Raw genomic sequence first — 17,113 nt, 5'->3', positions numbered from 1 at the left:
CCAAGCTTGGTTGTGTGGACGACCTGCCGGCAACGGCGGGGCGGCTGCATGCAGGGCAAGGCACAAAACCGCGACCCGGGATCGCGGACGCTCTCCCTGCATTTGAAGATACGAACGGGAGGGACTCCATGTCTTGCAAGGGAATACTGGCGGCTGCCACCTTGGCGCTGCTGGCGGGTACGGCTCATGCCGCCGATCCGCTCAAGATCGGCATGATCACCACGCTCTCAGGCCCTGCGGGCTATCTGGGCCAGGACATTCGCGACGGCTTCCAGCTGGCGATCGATCAGAACAAGGGCAAGCTCGGCGGCGCACCAGTAGAACTGGTGGTCGAAGACGACAGCCTGAAACCAGGCAACGCCCGGCAGATCGCCGACAAGATGCTCTCCGAACAAGGCATCAAGGTCTTCACCGGCATGGTTTTCGCCAATGTTGCCTTCGCCGCGGTTCCTGAGATCCTCGACAATGACGCGCTCTATGTCAGCGCCAACACGGCATCCGCGACATTCGCCGGTAAGGATTGCCATCCCAACTACTTCGTCAGTTCCTGGCAGGACGACAGCCAGGGTGAAAGCGCCGGCGCTCTCGCCCAGTCGCTCGGTTACAAGAAGGCATTCCTGATCGCGCCGAACTATCAGGCCGGCAAGGAAACCATGGGCGCGTTCAAGCGCTTCTATAAAGGCGAGGTTGTCGGCGAAACCTACACCAGCCTCGACCAGACCGACTTCGCCAGCGAGATGGCACAGATCCGTGCAGCGAAACCCGACGTCGTCTACGAATTCGAGCCCGGCGGCCTCGGCATCGCATTCATGCGTCAGTACCAGCAATCCGGACTGCTCAAGGAAGTTCCGATGGTGGTGCACCCGGCTTCGCTCGACCAGGTCATCGTCCAGGCTGTTGGCGACGCCGCCTCAGGCGTCAAGGTGACCAGCCACTGGAATGACGACTTCGACAATCCGGTCAACAAGGCTTTCGTCGCTGCCTGGCGTGCAAAATACGGCGATCGCCCGATCACCTATTATGCGGCCCAGGGCTACGACGCTGCTCTGCTGATCGGTGCCGGCCTCGATAAGGATCCTGCCGGCGCCAGCGACGTCGCGGCGCTGCGGAAGGGTTTGCTCAGCGCGGAAATCCCCTCGGTGCGCGGCACCTTCAAGTTCGGCCCCAACCAGCACCCGGTTCAGGACTGGTATTCCCTGAAGGCTGAAAAAGGCGCTGACGGCAAGATGGTGCTGAAGACCGACAGCAAGGTGCTAACCGCGCACAGCGACAGCTATGCCGCCGATTGCAAGATGCCGGCCGAATAGCAGGCAATCGGCCGGACCAATTTCGACGAACAAAAGAAAAGCCCGGCACAAGCCGGGCTTTTCCTTTGCGATATGGTCTTGCGAAGCGCCCTGTTCAGGGCGCTCGAAAATGTCAGTGATCCATCGCCTTGACGATTTCCTCGGTCATCTTCTTGGCGTCGCCGAGCAGCATCATCGTGCCGTCCTTGTAGAACAGCGTGTTGTCGATGCCGGCATAACCCGAGCCGAGCGAGCGCTTGACGAACAGGCAGGTGCGCGCCTTGTCGACGTCGAGGATCGGCATGCCATAGATCGGCGATGACTTGTCGTCACGCGCCGACGGATTGGTGACGTCGTTGGCACCGATGACATAGGCGACATCGGCCTGTGCGAATTCGGAATTGATGTCTTCCAGTTCGAACACTTCGTCGTAGGGCACGTTGGCTTCCGCCAGCAGCACGTTCATGTGACCGGGCATGCGGCCGGCAACCGGATGGATGGCATACTTCACTTCGACGCCATTGGCCTTCAGCTTGTCGGCCAGTTCGCGCAGCGCATGCTGCGCCTGCGCAACCGCCATGCCGTAGCCCGGCACGATGATGACCTTCTGTGCGTTCATCATGAGATAGGCAGCATCATCGGCGGCGCCGGTCTTCACAGTGCGCTGGATGCCGTCATCTACTGCCGCGGCCGTCTCGCCGCCGAAGCCACCGAGGATGACCGAGATGAAGGAGCGGTTCATGCCCTTGCACATGATGTAGGACAGGATCGCGCCCGACGAGCCGACCAGCGCGCCGGTGATGATCAGCGCGAGATTGCCGAGCGTGAAGCCGAGCGCCGCGGCAGCCCAGCCGGAATAAGAGTTGAGCATCGACACCACGACCGGCATGTCGGCGCCGCCGATCGGGATGATGAGCAGGACGCCCAGCGCCAGCGATGCGAGGACGATCAGCCAGAAGACGGCATAGCTTTGGGTGGCGACGAGCAGGATGATCAGCACGACGAGTGCCGCGCCAAGCACGATGTTGATGAGGTGGCGGGCCGGCAGCATGATCGGCTTGCCCGACATGCGTCCATCCAGCTTCAGGAAGGCAATCACCGAACCGGTGAAGGTGATGGCGCCGATCGCCACGCCCAGGCTCATTTCAACCAGCGCCTGGCCGTGGATCGCTCCCACTTCGCCGATGCCGAAAGAGGCCGGCGCGTACATGGCGGCTGCCGCCACCATGACGGCGGCCATACCGACCAGCGAATGGAAGGCAGCCACCAGCTGCGGCATCGAGGTCATGGCGATACGGCGAGCCGTATAGGCGCCGACACCGCCGCCGATGGCCAGCCCGACCACGATCAGCGCAAAGCCGCCGAAAGAAGGCTTGGCCAGCAACAGCGTGGTGACGATGGCGATCGCCATGCCGATCATGCCGTAGAAATTACCCTGCCGGCTGGTGGTCGGATGCGACAGTCCTCGCAGTGCCAGGATGAAGAGAATACCCGAGACGAGATACAGGAAAGAGGCGAGATTGACGGACATCATGGCTTCTTCAACGCCTCCATCGAGCCGGCTGGAAATTCCACCTCGGCGAATTCAGGGTAAACCTGGCGCATAACCGTCACCTGCTGGTCTTCATTGACACGCAGCAGATACCAGGCACCGCCATCGAGCAGTGCCAGTGTCTGGGACTTCGCCAGAATCTTGTCGGCGCCGCCGGCATCCATCACGACCTCGGTCGGGATCAGTGCGTAAGGCTCGCCGTTCGGCAATTCCTTGTATTCCATCTTCGACACATCCATGGCGAAGGATTCGATTTTTACCGTCGCCAGAGCCGCCTGCATCTGCTCGATGACAATGCCGCGCAACGCATCGACCGTCATGCCGGAAGTCTTGGCCATATGCTCCAGCACGCGCGGTGGAATGGTCTTGACGACGACGGCATAGTCGTTGCCGCGCATGGCGGCATCGAAATCCGTCACGGCCTGGACCAGTGCCTTGCTCTCGGCCTCTGTTGCCGGCCTCGCCAGCACATGGCTGGCGAAGACCGACAGGAATGCAGCGGCGAGGAAAAGCTTGACGAGCTTCATCACCGGCCCGCGCTGTCCTTCTTCTTGTACATCGCAAGCATGCGCTGGGTGACAAGGAAGCCGCCGAAGATGTTGACCGAGACCAGCACCAGCGCGATGAAGCCGAAGCCTGTCGCCGCGCCGGCCGCCGAAACGCCGACAGCCAGCAACGCGCCAACCACGATCACCGAGGAAATGGCGTTGGTCACAGCCATCAGCGGCGTGTGCAGGGCCGGTGTCACCGACCAGACCACATAATAGCCGACGAAGATCGCCAGCACGAAGATGGCGAAGCGGAACACGAACGGATCGATCGCCCCGCCCGAGAGCGCATGCGCCGCGCCGCCGGCCGCATCGGCCACGCCGGGCTGGTTGGCGGCGTCCTGCAGCGCAAGGCGAACGGCTGCGCTGGCCTGGTCGAGTTGATCGAGAGCTTTCTGCAAGGCTTCCATCAGGCAGTCCCCTTCGACTTGGTCGCAGTGGGCTTCTTGGCTGCGGCGGATTTCCTGGCAGCCGCCGGTTTGGCGGGTTTGGCCGCCGGTTCAGCCGAAGCAATCATCGTCGCCGGCTTGTCGGCGAAGTTGGGATGAACGACCTTGCCGTCGTCCGTAAGCAGCGTCGCTTTCACCAGCTCGTCGTCGCGATTGATGGCGAGCGCCTTGGTGTCCTTGCTGACCAGCGTCTCGAGGAATGCGAACAGGTTCTTGGCATAAAGCAGCGATGCAGAAGCCGCGACGCGGCCCGGCACATTGAGATGGCCGACGATCTTCACCCCGTTGTCCGTGGTGACCGTCTTGCCGGCTTCCGCGCCGGCGACGTTGCCGCCACGCTCGACCGCGAGATCGATCAGCACCGAGCCGGGACGCATCGAAGCGACCATCTCGGCAGAAACCAGCCGAGGCGCGGGACGCCCAGGGATCAGCGCTGTGGTGATGACGATGTCCTGCTTGGCAATGTGCTCGGCAGTCAGGGCCGCCTGCTTCGCCTGATATTCCTTGGACATTTCCTTGGCGTAGCCGCCGGCGGTCTCGGCCTGCTTGAACTCGTCGTCCTCGACCGCAATGAACTTGGCGCCCAGCGACTGCACCTGCTCCTTCACGGCGGGGCGCACGTCGGTGGCGGTGACCACCGCGCCAAGACGGCGTGCGGTCGCAATGGCCTGCAGGCCGGCAACCCCCACGCCCATGATGAAGACCTTGGCGGCCGGCACCGTGCCGGCTGCGGTCATCATCATCGGCAGAGCGCGATCATATTCGCCGGCGGCATCGATCACGGCCTGGTAACCGGCCAGGTTCGCCTGCGACGACAGCACGTCCATCACCTGCGCACGGGTGATGCGCGGCATGAATTCCATGGCAAAGGCGGTCACGCCGGCTTTGGCAAGCGCATGAACCCCGGCATCGTTGCCATAGGGATCCATGATGGCGAGGACGGCCGCGCCTTTTTTGTAGTTTTTCAGCTCGGCTTCGGTCGGACGACGAACCTTCAGCACGACATCGGCCTTGGCAACATCTGCCACCTTGCCGATCGAGGCTCCGGCCTTGGCGAATTCGGCATCTGGAATGCGCGAGGCGATGCCCGCTCCTGCCTCGACCAAAACATCGAAGCCGAGGGCGGCGATGCGTTTTACCGTATCGGGAGACGCGGCAACGCGCCCCTCGTTCGCATCAATCTCGCGAGGTATGAATACGACTTGTCCCACCGCATGATCCTTTCGGCTGGAACTCTGTTCTTTTACGAACACCGGCCGAACGGCCGGCGCCGCCCCATGCGAAATGGGAAGAGCTTATCGGAGAATGAAGCCGCCGACCGCCAGGAGGATCACAAACAGGATCGTTCCCGAGAAGAACCCGCCGGCAAAGAAGCCGAAGGCCATGGCGACGAGCAGGGCGACGCAGAAAAGCGAGCCGTATTTGGCGAGCGCGACAAAGCCAGCGTAAGTTCGCTCGTGCTCTGCATAGTCCATCTGGGCACCCAGTTCGACAGGACCAGTCGGCGCGTGATCAGCCATCAGTATTCCCCTCCGGAGACGTCTCAAGCGCACATAGCGAAAAGCGCCGCCGAGGGCAATGGCGCTGTTGCCGCATGGTGCGTGAGAACAGCGTCAAGATAATGTTGAAAGCCGACGATCCGGCCAGCAGCTCATCCAGCCAGATTCGGGAACAGCCCGAGCAATCCAGCCACGATCAGATAAAGCGCGATGATGTAGTTCAGCAGCCTGGGCATGATCAGGATCAGCACGCCGGCGATCAACGAAATCAACGGGGTCAGGGTTATGGCGGAAATGGTCATGTTCTCTTCACCTTCCGTAGCACTGGTTGCATGGGTAGGGATTACGCCGATGGGTGCGGCAGTCCCAACGAACATCAGGCCGCGTCGCTGAAATACTTTGCAGTCGGCAGGATTGTCAGCGGCGCAAGCTCGCCGGGCTGAGGCCGTTCGAACAGCATACGCTGCTCGGCATGGGACGAATTGAAGAAGGGGAAGCGCCTGAGAATCCACTCACGATTGAGTTCACAATTGGCGTCGTAGAGCACGACTGGAACCGTGAACGGCGGATACGGCCTCGGGTCTCCAACCTGGGCTGCCCCGAATATCCGCTTGTAGAAGGCCGCATGCTCCTGGCGGATGACGCCGATGCATGCCGTTGCGTCGAAATACACCGAGGCCAGCAGGCCGAGCCGCAAGGTCACGTAGGGCAGCAGCCGATAGACTTTCAAGAAGTCGGGATCCGCGGCCAGCAGCGTGGGATTGATGAAACTCTCGCCCCGCTTGAGACGCGGCTCGAGCATATCGCCGAACACCGTCGTTGCCGGCCCTGATGGCTCCTGTGACCACAAACGATGGATGCGCACCGTGCAGACAAGGGTGCCGTCGGCAAAGATGCCAAACTTGTAGCAATTCGGCAGGTCATCGAGCGCGTCGCTCATCATCATGCTGGGTGAATCGGGCAGGAACCCGTTCAGCCTGTAGGCCTTGTAGCGAAGGCGGTAGATCGCCTCGATATCCTCGCCACTTTCGCAGCGTCGATATTCGATCCGATCCAGCAGATCCGAAACGCTGCGTGCAAAAGCCGATGGCTCAACCGCCTTTGCTGCAGCATCGTCCATTTGGACAACCCTGTTCGTCGCAGACATATTCAACCCTCGTCACCGCCGCCCAGAGAACTACAACAGGCATCGTACGCGTAAAAGTGAAAAAGGGATCGATCCAATTTACCTTTGATTAACCTTAACGGGTCGCCTTCACCGATAAGCCAGCCAATATTCGGAATGATCGACGGACAAACTCATGGGAGCCAATCCCCACTGAACCAACCAGATTGCTATTTTGGCGCAACAGAAGCAGGCGCAAGGGCTTTGCGGAACGCCCTGATCCCGGCAGGAGCATGAGACCGGACTGGCCCTGCATCCTGGACGAATGGCCAGATCGTGTTCGACATCGTTTCGATGCCGGACGCGCTCAGTGCAGATCCGAACAGGAAGCCTTGCACGAGATCCGGCTCGATCTGCTGAGACAGAATCTTGAGCTGCTCGAACGTTTCGACCCCTTCGATGGTCACGCTCAATCCGAGCGAACGCGAAAGGCTGACGATACCCTTCAGCAATTCCAGCGAGCGCGGGCTCTGCACCACGTCTATCAGGAACGAGCGATCGATCTTGACCTTGTCGAGAGGCAGCTTGTGCAGATAGCTCAGGCTCGAATAACCAGTGCCGAAGTCGTCGAGCGCGATGCGCACACCAAGCTTCTTGATCTCCTGGATCAATTCGCGCGTATGGGCCTTGTCGTCGAGAAGGGCGGTTTCGGTGACCTCGATCTCAAGCCTGTTCGGCGCCAGTTTGGCTGCTTCGAGCGCGGCCCGAACCTTGTCGACGACATCGCTGTCACGAAAGTCCTTGGCGGAAAGGTTGACCGAAACCGAAATCTGCTCCGGCCATTTCGCGCATTCGGCACAGGCCGCCCGCAACACCAGCTCGCTGATCTGCGAGATGATGCCCATCTCTTCCGCCAGCGGAATGAAGATCGCCGGTGAGATCGGGCCAAGGTCAGGGTGATCCCAACGACAGAGCGCCTCACAACTCACGATGCGCATCGTCTCCATGGCAACGATCGGCTGATAGACGATACGCAGCCCGCTGGCCTCGACCGCCGAGCGCAGGTCTGCCTTCATCAGCTGCCGGTTGCGGAAAGCGGCATCCATGGAGGCTTCGAACAGGCGCCAGCCGTTTTTACCGAGTTCCTTCGCCTTGTAGAGCGCGAGGTCGGACTTCACGATCATTTCGTCGACAGTGGTGCTGTCCACGCGCGAGAGAACCGCGCCTGCGCTGGCCTGGATGCGCAGAGCGTGTCCGGCCACGTCCACTTCGCCTTGCAGTCCGGTGAAGATGCGCTCGACCAGGCCGGAGAGATGACTCTCATCCTCCACCCGGTCGAAATACATCATGAACTCGTCACCGCCAAAGCGGCTGGTCGTGACGCCCGGGGCGGAAAAAACGGCAAGCCGCTCTGCTGCAGCATAGATCAGGCCATCGCCAACCGGATGACCGAGCGTATCGTTGATACTCTTGAAATCGTCGAGATCAATCACGACCAGCCCGCACTGCCGGCTGCGATCTCCTCCTGACATTGCCTCGCTGACCAGTTCGTGGAAATAGGCGCGGTTCATCAGCCCTGTCAGGCTGTCGTAGCGCGCCATGAAGCGGATGCGCTCTTCGGCTGCAACACGCTGAGTGACATCCTCGAAAGTGATGACGCCGAGTTCCTGGGACCCTTCCCGCGCCGAAAATTCATAGTGCTGGCCATTGGTCAGCGAAACCAGCACCTTGCGGTCGCGGCCTTCGCGCAGGGCGCGGGTGAGCTGCGCCTCGACATAGCGGCAATCCTTGGCTGCGAGCAGACCACCCGCGACACCGCGCAGCAGCAAGGAATGAATCGAGCGGCCAAGAAGCTGATCCGCCGACTTCAACGACATCAAATGCGCTGCCTCGGCGTTGGCGACAACCACTTTCCCATCGGGGTCGAGCATGACCAGGCCATGCGACATGGTGTTGAGCGCACGCCCGAAACGCTGGAACAGCCGGGTCGCCTTCTTCTCTTCCGTGATCGCCGTGAACAGCACCGTGCGCATCGCGCGCGCCAGCTTGCTGATGGCGAACATGAAAGGGACGATGAAGAGGCCAAGCACTATGTTGTAGAAATCGCCCTTCATGATCAGCCCGATCGCAATCGGGGCGACGGCAGCAAGGGTCAGAATCGCCACCATCTTGATCGAGCCGAAATTGCGTCCGGCAATGGTAACCGCGCTGGCCAGCACCATCGAGATGGCCGCGATCTCACCGAACATGTCGGGCACGACGTGAATGCTGACGAAGGCGAACAGCCCGACGACCATTCCGTGCAGCGCGCCTGCAATCAGATAGTAGCGCTCCCATTCAAGCGCGGAACGATAGTTCTCGATGGTGATCGGATCGACCCGGCGGATGGCCAGGTAGCGGCCAAGGCTCACCCCGGTCATCAGGAACGCTAGCGCGATGTAGATCGGGGCGCCGGTCTTCAGATAGACGAGGAGAGCGACCGCGCCTTGCGTGAAGGCGCCGACGATCAGCAGGCTTGCGTCGTGAAAAAGCGACCGAACAAAGCCAATATAGACGTCTTCAGAGATGTCGTCGGGTCGATCTACATTCATGGCCTGGGCGCCGCACCAGCAAATCTCATCCCACAACCGGCTTAAGAAAGGCTTAGAATATCTAAAATTAGCGACGTCTTAGTCAGTATGCAAACGACGTTCTTCCACCTCTGATCCGACCAGGGGCCTCATACGATCGAGACATCTTATTCGGCGGCTTGCAATCGCGCTTCTTCGGCACCCGTCAATCGCTCGATCAGCCTGGTCCGCTCGCCATTCGCCTTCTCCATCGCGGCGTGTTTGACGTGGCCGTAGCCACGTACCAGCGACGGCACCGATGCGAGGGCCGCCGCTGCTTCGATTCTGCCTGGCGCGAGCGAGCGGGAGATCAGCTCGAGGTCGTCCTCGAATTGCTTCAGCAATTGCCGTTCGCGACGGCGCTCGGCCGTATAGCCGAACAGGTCCAGTGCAGATCCTCTCAGGCCCTTTGCCGCGGCAAGCATCCGGAACCCCTTCAGCATCCATGGACCGAAGCTGGATTTCCTCGGCTTGCCGTCGGCGTCATGGCGCCCGAGGATCGGCGGCGCGAGATGAAACTCCAGCCTGTCATAGCCCTCAAACTGTTGAGACAGCGAGCGCATGAACGAGCCGTCCGTGTAGAGCCGCGCGACCTCATACTCATCCTTGATTGCCATCAGTTTGAACAGGTTGCGCGCCGCGGCTTCCGTTACGACGGTCGAGCCGGGAGCCACCTTGTTTTCGTGCACCCGCAGCGCAGCGATCCGATCGGAATAACGTTTGCCATAGGCAGCGTTCTGGTAGGCCGTCAGGAAGGTGATACGCCGGGCGATGATGTCATCCAGCGTTTCGGCCACCGATTGCGGCGCCTTGCCCTGCCGGTCGACCTGGCTTCGCACGAAATCAGGATCGTGTGCCGCGCGCCGGCCCCAGCGAAAGGCGGCGACATTCATCGCTACCGCCTCGCCGTTCAGCTCGATCGCCCTCTCGACCGCCTCTGCCGACAGCGGCAGCCCGCCATGCTGGAAGGCAAAACCCAGCATGAACATATTGGCGCCGAGTGAGTTGCCGAACAGCGCCGTCGCGGTCCGCGTCGCGTCGAAGAAATGCGCCTGGTCTTCACCCGCGGCCTGGCGGATAGCCTTTTTCAGCCGCTCCGTCGGGAGGGAGAAATCCGCCGCACGGGCGAATTCGCCCGGCATGATCTCGGCCGTATTGGCAACGAAGATCGTATGTCCCTCACGCGCGGCCGCCAGCACCTTCTTGGCGCCGGAGACGACGAGATCGCATCCCAGGATGAGATCGGCCTTGCCGGCCGAAACGCGGATGGCATGGATGTCCTCCGGCGTCTGGGCGACCCGCACATGCGTGAAGACCGAACCGCCCTTCTGGGCAAGGCCGGCCATGTCGATCATGCCGCAACCCTTGCCTTCCAGATGCGCCGCCATGCCGAGGATCGCGCCAACGGTGACAACGCCTGTGCCTCCGACACCGTCGATGATCGCTGCCCAGCCATCCTTACCCAGTGCAAAAGCCGATGGCATGGGCACACCGTCGAGAGGATCCGCCTTGCCGGCAACGCCAACGGCCTTCCGTATCTTGGCGCCATGTACGGTAACGAAGGACGGACAGAAGCCGTTCACGCAGGAAAAGTCCTTGTTGCACGACGATTGGTCGATCTTGCGCTTGCGGCCGAATTCGGTTTCGACAGGCTGGATCGAAACGCAGTTGGACTGCACGCCGCAATCGCCGCAGCCCTCGCAGACCAGCTCGTTGATGAAGACACGCTTGTCCGGATCCGGAAACGTGCCGCGCTTGCGCCGGCGCCGCTTTTCGGCAGCACAGGTCTGATCATAAAGCAGAACCGAAACACCCTTCACCGACCGCAGTTCGCGCTGGATACGATCGAGATCGTCGCGGTGGTCGATGGTCACCCCCGTGGGGAATTCTGCGCGACCGGCATATTTATCCGGTTCGTCGGTAACGACGGCGATCCGGTCGACCCCTTCCGCGCGAACCTGGCGCGCGATCATATCGACGGTCAGGCCGCCCTCATGCGGCTGGCCACCGGTCATCGCAACGGCGTCGTTGTAAAGGATCTTGTAGGTGATGTGGGTGCCGGCGGACAAAGCGAAACGCAGTGCCAGCGTTCCCGAATGATTGTAAGTGCCGTCGCCGAGATTCTGGAAGATGTGGTCGCGTTTGGAGAACGGCGCCTGGCCGATCCATTGCGCGCCTTCACCGCCCATCGCGGTGAAGCCGACCGTCGAGCGATCCATCCACAAGGCCATGAAATGGCAGCCGATCCCGGCAGCCGCGATCGACCCCTCCGGGACCTTTGTCGACGAGTTGTGGGGACAGCCAGAACAGAAGAACGGCGTGCGCGAACCGATATCCTTGGTGTCGGCCAGCATCGCCTGGAACTGCTTCAGCTTCGAGACGCGTTGAGTGATTTCCTCCGACGGGCCTATCGTGCGGATGATCCGCTCGCCCAGCGCGATGGCGATCTCGTTCGGATCAAGCGCGCCTTTGGCCGGGAACAACCAATCGCCACGTTCATCCTTCTTGCCGACGATGACCGGCTGGTTCGCTGTGCCGTAGAGATTCTCACGCAGTTGGACTTCGATCAGCGAGCGCTTCTCCTCGACCACCACGACCGTTTCCAGCCCGCGCGCAAAATCGGCGACGTGCTCGAGATCGAGTGGCCACGGACAGCCCACCTTGAACAGGCGGATACCGATGCGGTTCGCCACCGCTTCGTCGATGCCGATGTCTTCCAGCGCCTGGCGCACGTCGAGATAGCTCTTGCCAACGGTGACGATGCCCAACCTGGCCTTTCGCCCGCCGGAATAGATGACGCGGTTCAATCCGTTCTCGCGGATGAAGGCAGCCATGGCGCCGCGTTTGCCTTCGTGCAGCCGTGCCTCCTGCCCGAGCTGGTCGAGCTCGTTGCGGATGTTGAGGCCGCCGGGCGGCATGTCGAATTCAGGCAGGACAATGTTCAGGCGCTTGAGCGACGCATCGACCGACGCCGTCGATTCGATGTTGTCCTTCACACATTTGATCGCCGTCCACGCGCCGGCAAAGCGCGACATGGCAAAGCCGAGCAAACCGTAATCGATCAGTTCCTGCACACCCGCCGGATTAAGCACCGGGATCATCGCATCCACGAAGGCAAACTCGGTGGCGTGCGCGTTGGTCGACGATTCGGCGTTATGGTCATCGCCCATCAGGGCAAGGACGCCACCATGCCTGGACGAGCCCGCAAGGTTGGCATGGCGGAAGACGTCGCCGGAGCGATCGACGCCCGGCCCCTTGCCGTACCAGACCGAAAACACCCCGTCATGTTTGCCTTCACCCAGCAGCTCGGCCTGTTGCGATCCCCAGCATGCTGTGGCCGCGAGCTCCTCGTTGAGGCCCGCCTGGAAAACGATGTCGGCACTCGAAAGCTGGTTCTTCGCCCGCCAAAGCTGCAGGTCCAGCCCACCGAGCGGAGAGCCGCGATAGCCGGAGACAAAGCCTGCCGTGTTGAGGCCGGCCAGCCGGTCGCGCTCGCGCTGCATCAGGAGCATGCGCACGACGGCCTGGGCACCCGAGAGAAAAACACGTTCCTTGGAAAGATCGAATTTATCGTCGAGCGAGACGTCGTGCAGCGTCATGGTACCTTCCCGTGCGAAACCGTCCGGATTCGCCACAGCGACTGGATCGGGGCGCAGTCTTTCCACCTCGACATGTAACGTCAATTCAATTCGGCTGCATCAAGGCGAACTTCGGCAACCGTCAGCGCCGCGTTCATTTTTCCCTGCGGCCTTCACCAGCCCGCGAACCGCTGCGGCCTGAGCCAGCTTTGCTCCGGATTGCCGTCGCCACCAAGTACTGCATCCACCAGCCAGCGCGCGGTCGCAGGCGCTGCATGCATGCCGATGGAGCCCATGCCACCGTGCAGGTAGAGTCCGTCGACCGGTGTACGCCCGGCTACAGGCAACCCATCCGACAACATCGGCCTGTTGCCTGGATAGACGTTTTTCACCATCGGCGAACCCAGCCCCGGGATCATCCGCAATGCCCGGGCGGCAATACGGCCAGGCATATCGCTGTTGCGCGGCAGATCGCGGAAAGCCGGCTGCACGGAGGCGCCGAGACGCGCGTCACCACCACGCATCGGATTGAGGCAAATCGCCTCGACACCGGGCCCGTCGTCCTTCTGGGCCGCAACATCCGCAAGACCTGCCAGCGACAGCCGGCCGAGTTCGTCCTGATCGGGCCAGGTCAGTTCCTCCACGATCCACGGCAGCTCGAAATCCAGCTTGCCGAGCTGGATCAGCCAGCCGCGGCCCGCCGTGAATGGAAGCCCCGGCAGCGGCCCATCCCCGACTGTCCGGCGCAGCATGTCGGACATCCAGAGACCGTTGGCGATGAACACCATATCGGCGCCAACGATACCGTCACGGTGAGCACACCTTGCACCTTGCCGCCACGCGAAATGATCTGAGCCACTCGCAGTCCGGTCCGGAAACGGCCACCGGCGAGGCGGGCCGCATGGGCGAAGGCATGCGTGGCGCCCATCGGCTCCAGCGTCCACGCTCGTTCGACAAAGTAACCGCCGGCGACCCTGAAGCCGAGACGCGGATAGTCGCGTGCGAGATCGGCGCCGTGCACCTTCTCCATGCCGACACCGGCCGCACGGTAGCGCTCTGCGACGGCACCGGCCTCCTCAAGGCTGGCATCGTCTTCCGAAATCAGCAGATGGCCGATGCGGCCGAACTCGAAAGGAACCGGACCGTCGGCCAGCTCGGCATAGACCTGCACGCTTTTGTCGAGCATTTCGACAACGGCATGCTGTGGTCCCGAAAGCAGCGTACCCGTGTTTCGCCCCGATGACTCCGCGGCGATCGGGCCCTGCTCGATCACCGTGACGCCTATTCCCCGCGAAGCCAATTCATAAGCCAACGTGCAGCCGGCGATGCCGCCACCAATGACGATTGCTTCCGTCGTTTGCCTAGTCACGCGCCCCTCCGTTCGTATTCTCGTATACGAGTATACAGATTCGATTTGACGAACAAGATGCTTTGCGTCACGACAGGCTTCGCATTGCGGGACAGGTGCATGGACAGGCTGGGCAAGATCGAAGGCAGGAGCGTCAGGCCGCAAACGGCGGCAGACGGCGTGACGGCAATCCTGCGCGAGGCCATCGCCACTGGCACTTTGGCGCCGGGTGCCGCGTTGAGGCAGGACGAACTGGCCAAGGAGTTTGGCGTTAGCCGGATGCCGGTTCGCGATGCGCTGCGCTACCTCGAAGCCGAAGGTCTTGTCGCCATCCATCCAACGCGCGGTGCAGTGGTCGCCGCCATGAACGCAGCCGATATCAGCGAACTTTACGCGCTGCGTGAGCTGCTCGAAGCGGAAGCGCTAAGGCTCTCAATGCAAAAGCAGAATCAGGACAGCCTGCGCCATGCGGCCAATCTCATCGAGCAGCTAGACCGGGAAACCGATGTCGGTCGCTGGGGGCAGCTCAACCGCGAATTCCATCTGGCACTCTATCGTGATTGCGGCAACCAGCGCCTGCTGGAGTTGATCGAAGCACAACACACGGCTTCTGACCGCTATGTCCGCATCGTGCTGTCCAATCTCGACTACCGCGAACGATCGCAGGACGAGCATCGCGCGATGCTGTTCGCATGCATGCAGGGCGACAGGCAGGCAGCCGTGGGCCACCTGATCCGGCATTTCCGCGATGCCTGCACCGCCCTTCTCGACTACATGACATCGCGCGAACGCTAGAGCCTACCGTTTTACGGAAACGCGGGCACGCTCTATTCTGGCACTCCGATTGGAAACAGTTGCACACTTTTTCCTGGAATTTCGCCAAAGACTAGGCTTTCGGACAGGCCGGCTTTTCCGCGCCTGGCAGCCTGCCGTCCGGGTGACCCGCCAGTTCCGGATTGAGTTCATAGACGGGACCAGTCACCAGTGGTCGATCCGGCAGCACGCTCTGGTCCTCGCTCGATATCAGCGTTGTCTGCAACGCTTGCAGCAGCTTGCCGTTCAGATCTTCGATGCGGATGGCGACGTCATAGGGTTTGTCCTTCACCACGCATGTCAGCGCCGGGCTGGTCAACGTGATGTGCCGCATTTTCGGCCAGACCGGCTGCCTCACCACAAAAGGCACGCCTCCGGCTGGGTTCTCGAAACTGGCAACCGCGACCTGTCCTTCCTCCATCGGTCTTAGCGGATTGAGTGTCACCACATAGGTGGCGCGTGCCAGTCTGTAGTTGAACTCGAAGAGGCGTCCGGACACTTCGAAATATTGCCCCTCTTCCGACTGGCGGCAAGCGCCAAGCAGCAGCGCGGCGAGCAGTCCAGCACCCACGGCCAATGTCCGCCAGGCACCGACGCTTTTTCTGAAGCGTTTTCGATTTTCTCGGAAACGCGGAAACGCTCCAACTCTTGGGTCGAACACAATTCCGGACGGAAAACCGCTACGCACGTCTCCTGGAATTGCTCTAGCCATGATCGGTCTCCGTTGTTCCCTTGCGGCGCTGATAGTGGCGGCTCGCCTTGCGGCGATTTCCGCATACCGCCATGTCACACCAGAGCCGGCTCGAATTGCGGCTCCGGTCCACGAACAGCCAGTGGCAATTGGCGCAGATCCGCAGACGTCGCGTGGCGTCCCCGGCAAGCAGCGACAAGGCCGAAACCGCCAGTGCCGCCTCGAACGCAATCGGCGTCGCCGGGTCGCCGAATGGCCGCGACTCTTCCCCGACCTTGCCGTCGAAACCGGCAACGCCCTCGGCGCAGGCTTTCAGAAAATCGGACAGGTGGCTGCTCTCGAAGGCGCCTTTCAGGGCCACTCCGCGGAACAGCCTGTCCGTCGTCTCGCGAATTTCCAGCACCACGGCCGCGATGCGTTCCGGCTCTTCCGCTTTCAGACGCCGGCCACCCAGTTCGGTGACCCTGAAAACACTTGCCGCTTCCGCGAAGCGTGTGATCTCGAACCGATCTTCGAACCGGTCGAAACCTCGCTCGGCATCGCCACGCAACACGACTGTGTTGGCCGTATCGAGCGCAAGCACGCCACCGGCGAAACGATGCTGGATCCAGGAAACTGCCATATCGCAAATCTAACCATCAATAACGGTTTGACAAGTTAGAATCATAAAGGCAGCCTGTCCACACTTCGGATTGTCTGCAGCCGGTACTTGGCATGCTCTATTTCCTCCAGCAGGCCCTCAACGGGCTGCATTCCGGTGCGCTCTACGCACTGCTTGCGTTTGGCTATGCGCTGACCAACGGCATCCTGCACCGGACCAACCTGGCCTACGGCGCGCTGTTCGCATTCTGCGGGCAAACAATGATCCTTGCCGCCGTCTTCGGTTATCAGATCTTGTGGCTGACCTTGCCCGCAACCATCGCGTTCGCGGCGGTGTTGACGTTTGTCTACGCCGCGCTTGCCAGCCATCTTCTGGCGCGCTCGCTGTTCGAGCCGCTCGCGGAAAGCTCCCCCAACACTATCGCTGCCGCAACGCTTGCCGTGGCTTTGGTCATGACCGAGCTCGCCCGCATCGCCGCCAACACACATGATGTGTGGCTGCAGCCGATGCTCGGCACGCCCGTCGTCTTCGCCGAAGCGGCTGGCTTCAAGGCGACGCTGACAGTAATCCAGCTGTTGAACTGCGTCGTTGTCGTGCTGGCGCTGGCCGCAGGCTCGTTCACCCTCGGGCGGTCACGCTATGGCCGGTTGTGGCGCGCCGTCTCCGACGACCCGCATGCGGCCGCCATGTGCGGAACCGATGTCCGCAGGGTCTTTCGCGCATCCGTTGTGGCCGGCGGGCTCTGCGCAGCATTGGCGGGCATGCTTGCCGCGCTCTACTATGGCAATCTCGGTTTCGGCGCCGGTCTGATCTACGGCCTCAAGGTCCTGTTCATCACCGCGGTGGGAGGCTACCTGTCCCCGCCCCGGGCGGCCGCAGGAGCCGCAGCCTACGGCTTGGCCGAATCGTTATGGACCGGGTATTTCACGGTCGAGTGGCGCGACGCCTGGATGTTCATCTTCCTGGTTGCAATCCTGGTCCTTGTCGGTGCCGGACGCGACACCCGCCGGACCGTCTGATTCCGTTAAACTTTC

16 protein-coding genes are annotated in these 17,113 nt (G+C 61.6%); 3 read left to right on the top strand and 13 right to left on the bottom strand.

Features of this window, described 5'->3' with window-relative positions:
- Positions 1–128 precede the first annotated feature (128 nt).
- Complete coding sequence (locus AC3WTO_RS23225) at positions 129–1,307, top strand: ABC transporter substrate-binding protein (RefSeq protein ID WP_492463428.1); 1,179 nt, start codon at positions 129–131, stop codon at positions 1,305–1,307.
- A gap of 112 nt (positions 1,308–1,419) precedes the next feature.
- Here AC3WTO_RS23225 and AC3WTO_RS23220 read toward each other — a convergent pair whose 3' ends face one another.
- The 11 genes from AC3WTO_RS23220 to AC3WTO_RS23170 all read right to left on the bottom strand — a co-directional run bounded on the left by AC3WTO_RS23220 (position 1,420) and on the right by AC3WTO_RS23170 (position 13,995).
- Complete coding sequence (locus AC3WTO_RS23220) at positions 1,420–2,817, bottom strand: NAD(P)(+) transhydrogenase (Re/Si-specific) subunit beta (RefSeq protein WP_492463475.1); 1,398 nt, start codon at positions 2,815–2,817, stop codon at positions 1,420–1,422.
- Positions 2,817–3,365 (bottom strand): hypothetical protein, encoded by a 549-nt coding sequence (locus AC3WTO_RS23215; protein ID WP_492463429.1) that lies wholly within the window; start codon positions 3,363–3,365, stop codon positions 2,817–2,819. The genes AC3WTO_RS23220 and AC3WTO_RS23215 overlap by 1 nt, the downstream gene beginning before the upstream one ends.
- The gene (locus tag AC3WTO_RS23210) at positions 3,365–3,796 is read right to left on the bottom strand and encodes an NAD(P) transhydrogenase subunit alpha part 2 (RefSeq protein ID WP_165358182.1); all 432 of its coding nucleotides are present in this window, start codon (positions 3,794–3,796) and stop codon (positions 3,365–3,367) included. Before AC3WTO_RS23210 ends, AC3WTO_RS23215 begins: the two co-directional genes overlap by 1 nt.
- Complete coding sequence (locus tag AC3WTO_RS23205) at positions 3,796–5,046, bottom strand: Re/Si-specific NAD(P)(+) transhydrogenase subunit alpha (RefSeq protein ID WP_492463430.1); 1,251 nt, start codon at positions 5,044–5,046, stop codon at positions 3,796–3,798. Before AC3WTO_RS23205 ends, AC3WTO_RS23210 begins: the two co-directional genes overlap by 1 nt.
- An 84-nt stretch (positions 5,047–5,130) precedes the next feature.
- On the bottom strand, positions 5,131–5,355 hold the full coding sequence (locus tag AC3WTO_RS23200; RefSeq protein ID WP_492463431.1) for an aa3-type cytochrome c oxidase subunit IV: 225 nt from the start codon (positions 5,353–5,355) through the stop codon (positions 5,131–5,133).
- 131 nt (positions 5,356–5,486) lie between these two features.
- Positions 5,487–5,636 (bottom strand): DUF3096 domain-containing protein, encoded by a 150-nt coding sequence (locus tag AC3WTO_RS23195; protein ID WP_101939733.1) that lies wholly within the window; start codon positions 5,634–5,636, stop codon positions 5,487–5,489.
- A gap of 74 nt (positions 5,637–5,710) precedes the next feature.
- Positions 5,711–6,454 (bottom strand): N-acyl amino acid synthase FeeM domain-containing protein, encoded by a 744-nt coding sequence (locus tag AC3WTO_RS23190; RefSeq protein ID WP_492463432.1) that lies wholly within the window; start codon positions 6,452–6,454, stop codon positions 5,711–5,713.
- Positions 6,455–6,669: 215 nt separating this feature from the next.
- On the bottom strand, positions 6,670–9,030 hold the full coding sequence (locus AC3WTO_RS23185) for a putative bifunctional diguanylate cyclase/phosphodiesterase (protein ID WP_492463433.1): 2,361 nt from the start codon (positions 9,028–9,030) through the stop codon (positions 6,670–6,672).
- A gap of 146 nt (positions 9,031–9,176) precedes the next feature.
- Complete coding sequence (locus AC3WTO_RS23180) at positions 9,177–12,647, bottom strand: indolepyruvate ferredoxin oxidoreductase family protein (protein WP_492463434.1); 3,471 nt, start codon at positions 12,645–12,647, stop codon at positions 9,177–9,179.
- Between the two features lie 152 nt (positions 12,648–12,799).
- Positions 12,800–13,378 carry an NAD(P)/FAD-dependent oxidoreductase gene (locus AC3WTO_RS23175; RefSeq protein ID WP_492463435.1) on the bottom strand — a complete coding sequence of 193 codons (579 nt, stop codon included), beginning with the start codon at positions 13,376–13,378 and terminating at the stop codon, positions 12,800–12,802.
- Complete coding sequence (locus tag AC3WTO_RS23170; RefSeq protein WP_492463436.1) at positions 13,309–13,995, bottom strand: NAD(P)/FAD-dependent oxidoreductase; 687 nt, start codon at positions 13,993–13,995, stop codon at positions 13,309–13,311. The genes AC3WTO_RS23175 and AC3WTO_RS23170 overlap by 70 nt, the downstream gene beginning before the upstream one ends.
- A gap of 99 nt (positions 13,996–14,094) precedes the next feature.
- Here AC3WTO_RS23170 and AC3WTO_RS23165 point away from each other — a divergent pair, with 99 nt between their 5' ends.
- Complete coding sequence (locus tag AC3WTO_RS23165; protein WP_492463437.1) at positions 14,095–14,769, top strand: GntR family transcriptional regulator; 675 nt, start codon at positions 14,095–14,097, stop codon at positions 14,767–14,769.
- Positions 14,770–14,860: 91 nt separating this feature from the next.
- Here AC3WTO_RS23165 and AC3WTO_RS23160 read toward each other — a convergent pair whose 3' ends face one another.
- Both AC3WTO_RS23160 and AC3WTO_RS23155 read right to left on the bottom strand, forming a co-directional pair.
- Positions 14,861–15,364, bottom strand: coding sequence for a hypothetical protein (locus AC3WTO_RS23160; protein WP_492463438.1), 504 nt, complete (start codon positions 15,362–15,364; stop codon positions 14,861–14,863).
- Positions 15,365–15,491: 127 nt separating this feature from the next.
- Positions 15,492–16,100 (bottom strand): CGNR zinc finger domain-containing protein, encoded by a 609-nt coding sequence (locus AC3WTO_RS23155; protein WP_492463439.1) that lies wholly within the window; start codon positions 16,098–16,100, stop codon positions 15,492–15,494.
- Positions 16,101–16,192: 92 nt separating this feature from the next.
- Here AC3WTO_RS23155 and AC3WTO_RS23150 point away from each other — a divergent pair, with 92 nt between their 5' ends.
- Entirely contained in the window at positions 16,193–17,098 is a 906-nt protein-coding gene (locus AC3WTO_RS23150) for a branched-chain amino acid ABC transporter permease (protein WP_492463440.1), read from the top strand.
- Positions 17,099–17,113: the final 15 nt, after the last annotated feature.

This window comes from Mesorhizobium sp. EU05-FHT14A09, assembly GCF_058790995.1.
The sequence above is the reverse complement of the archived record's forward strand: the minus strand, read 5'-3'. Positions and strand labels throughout refer to the sequence as shown.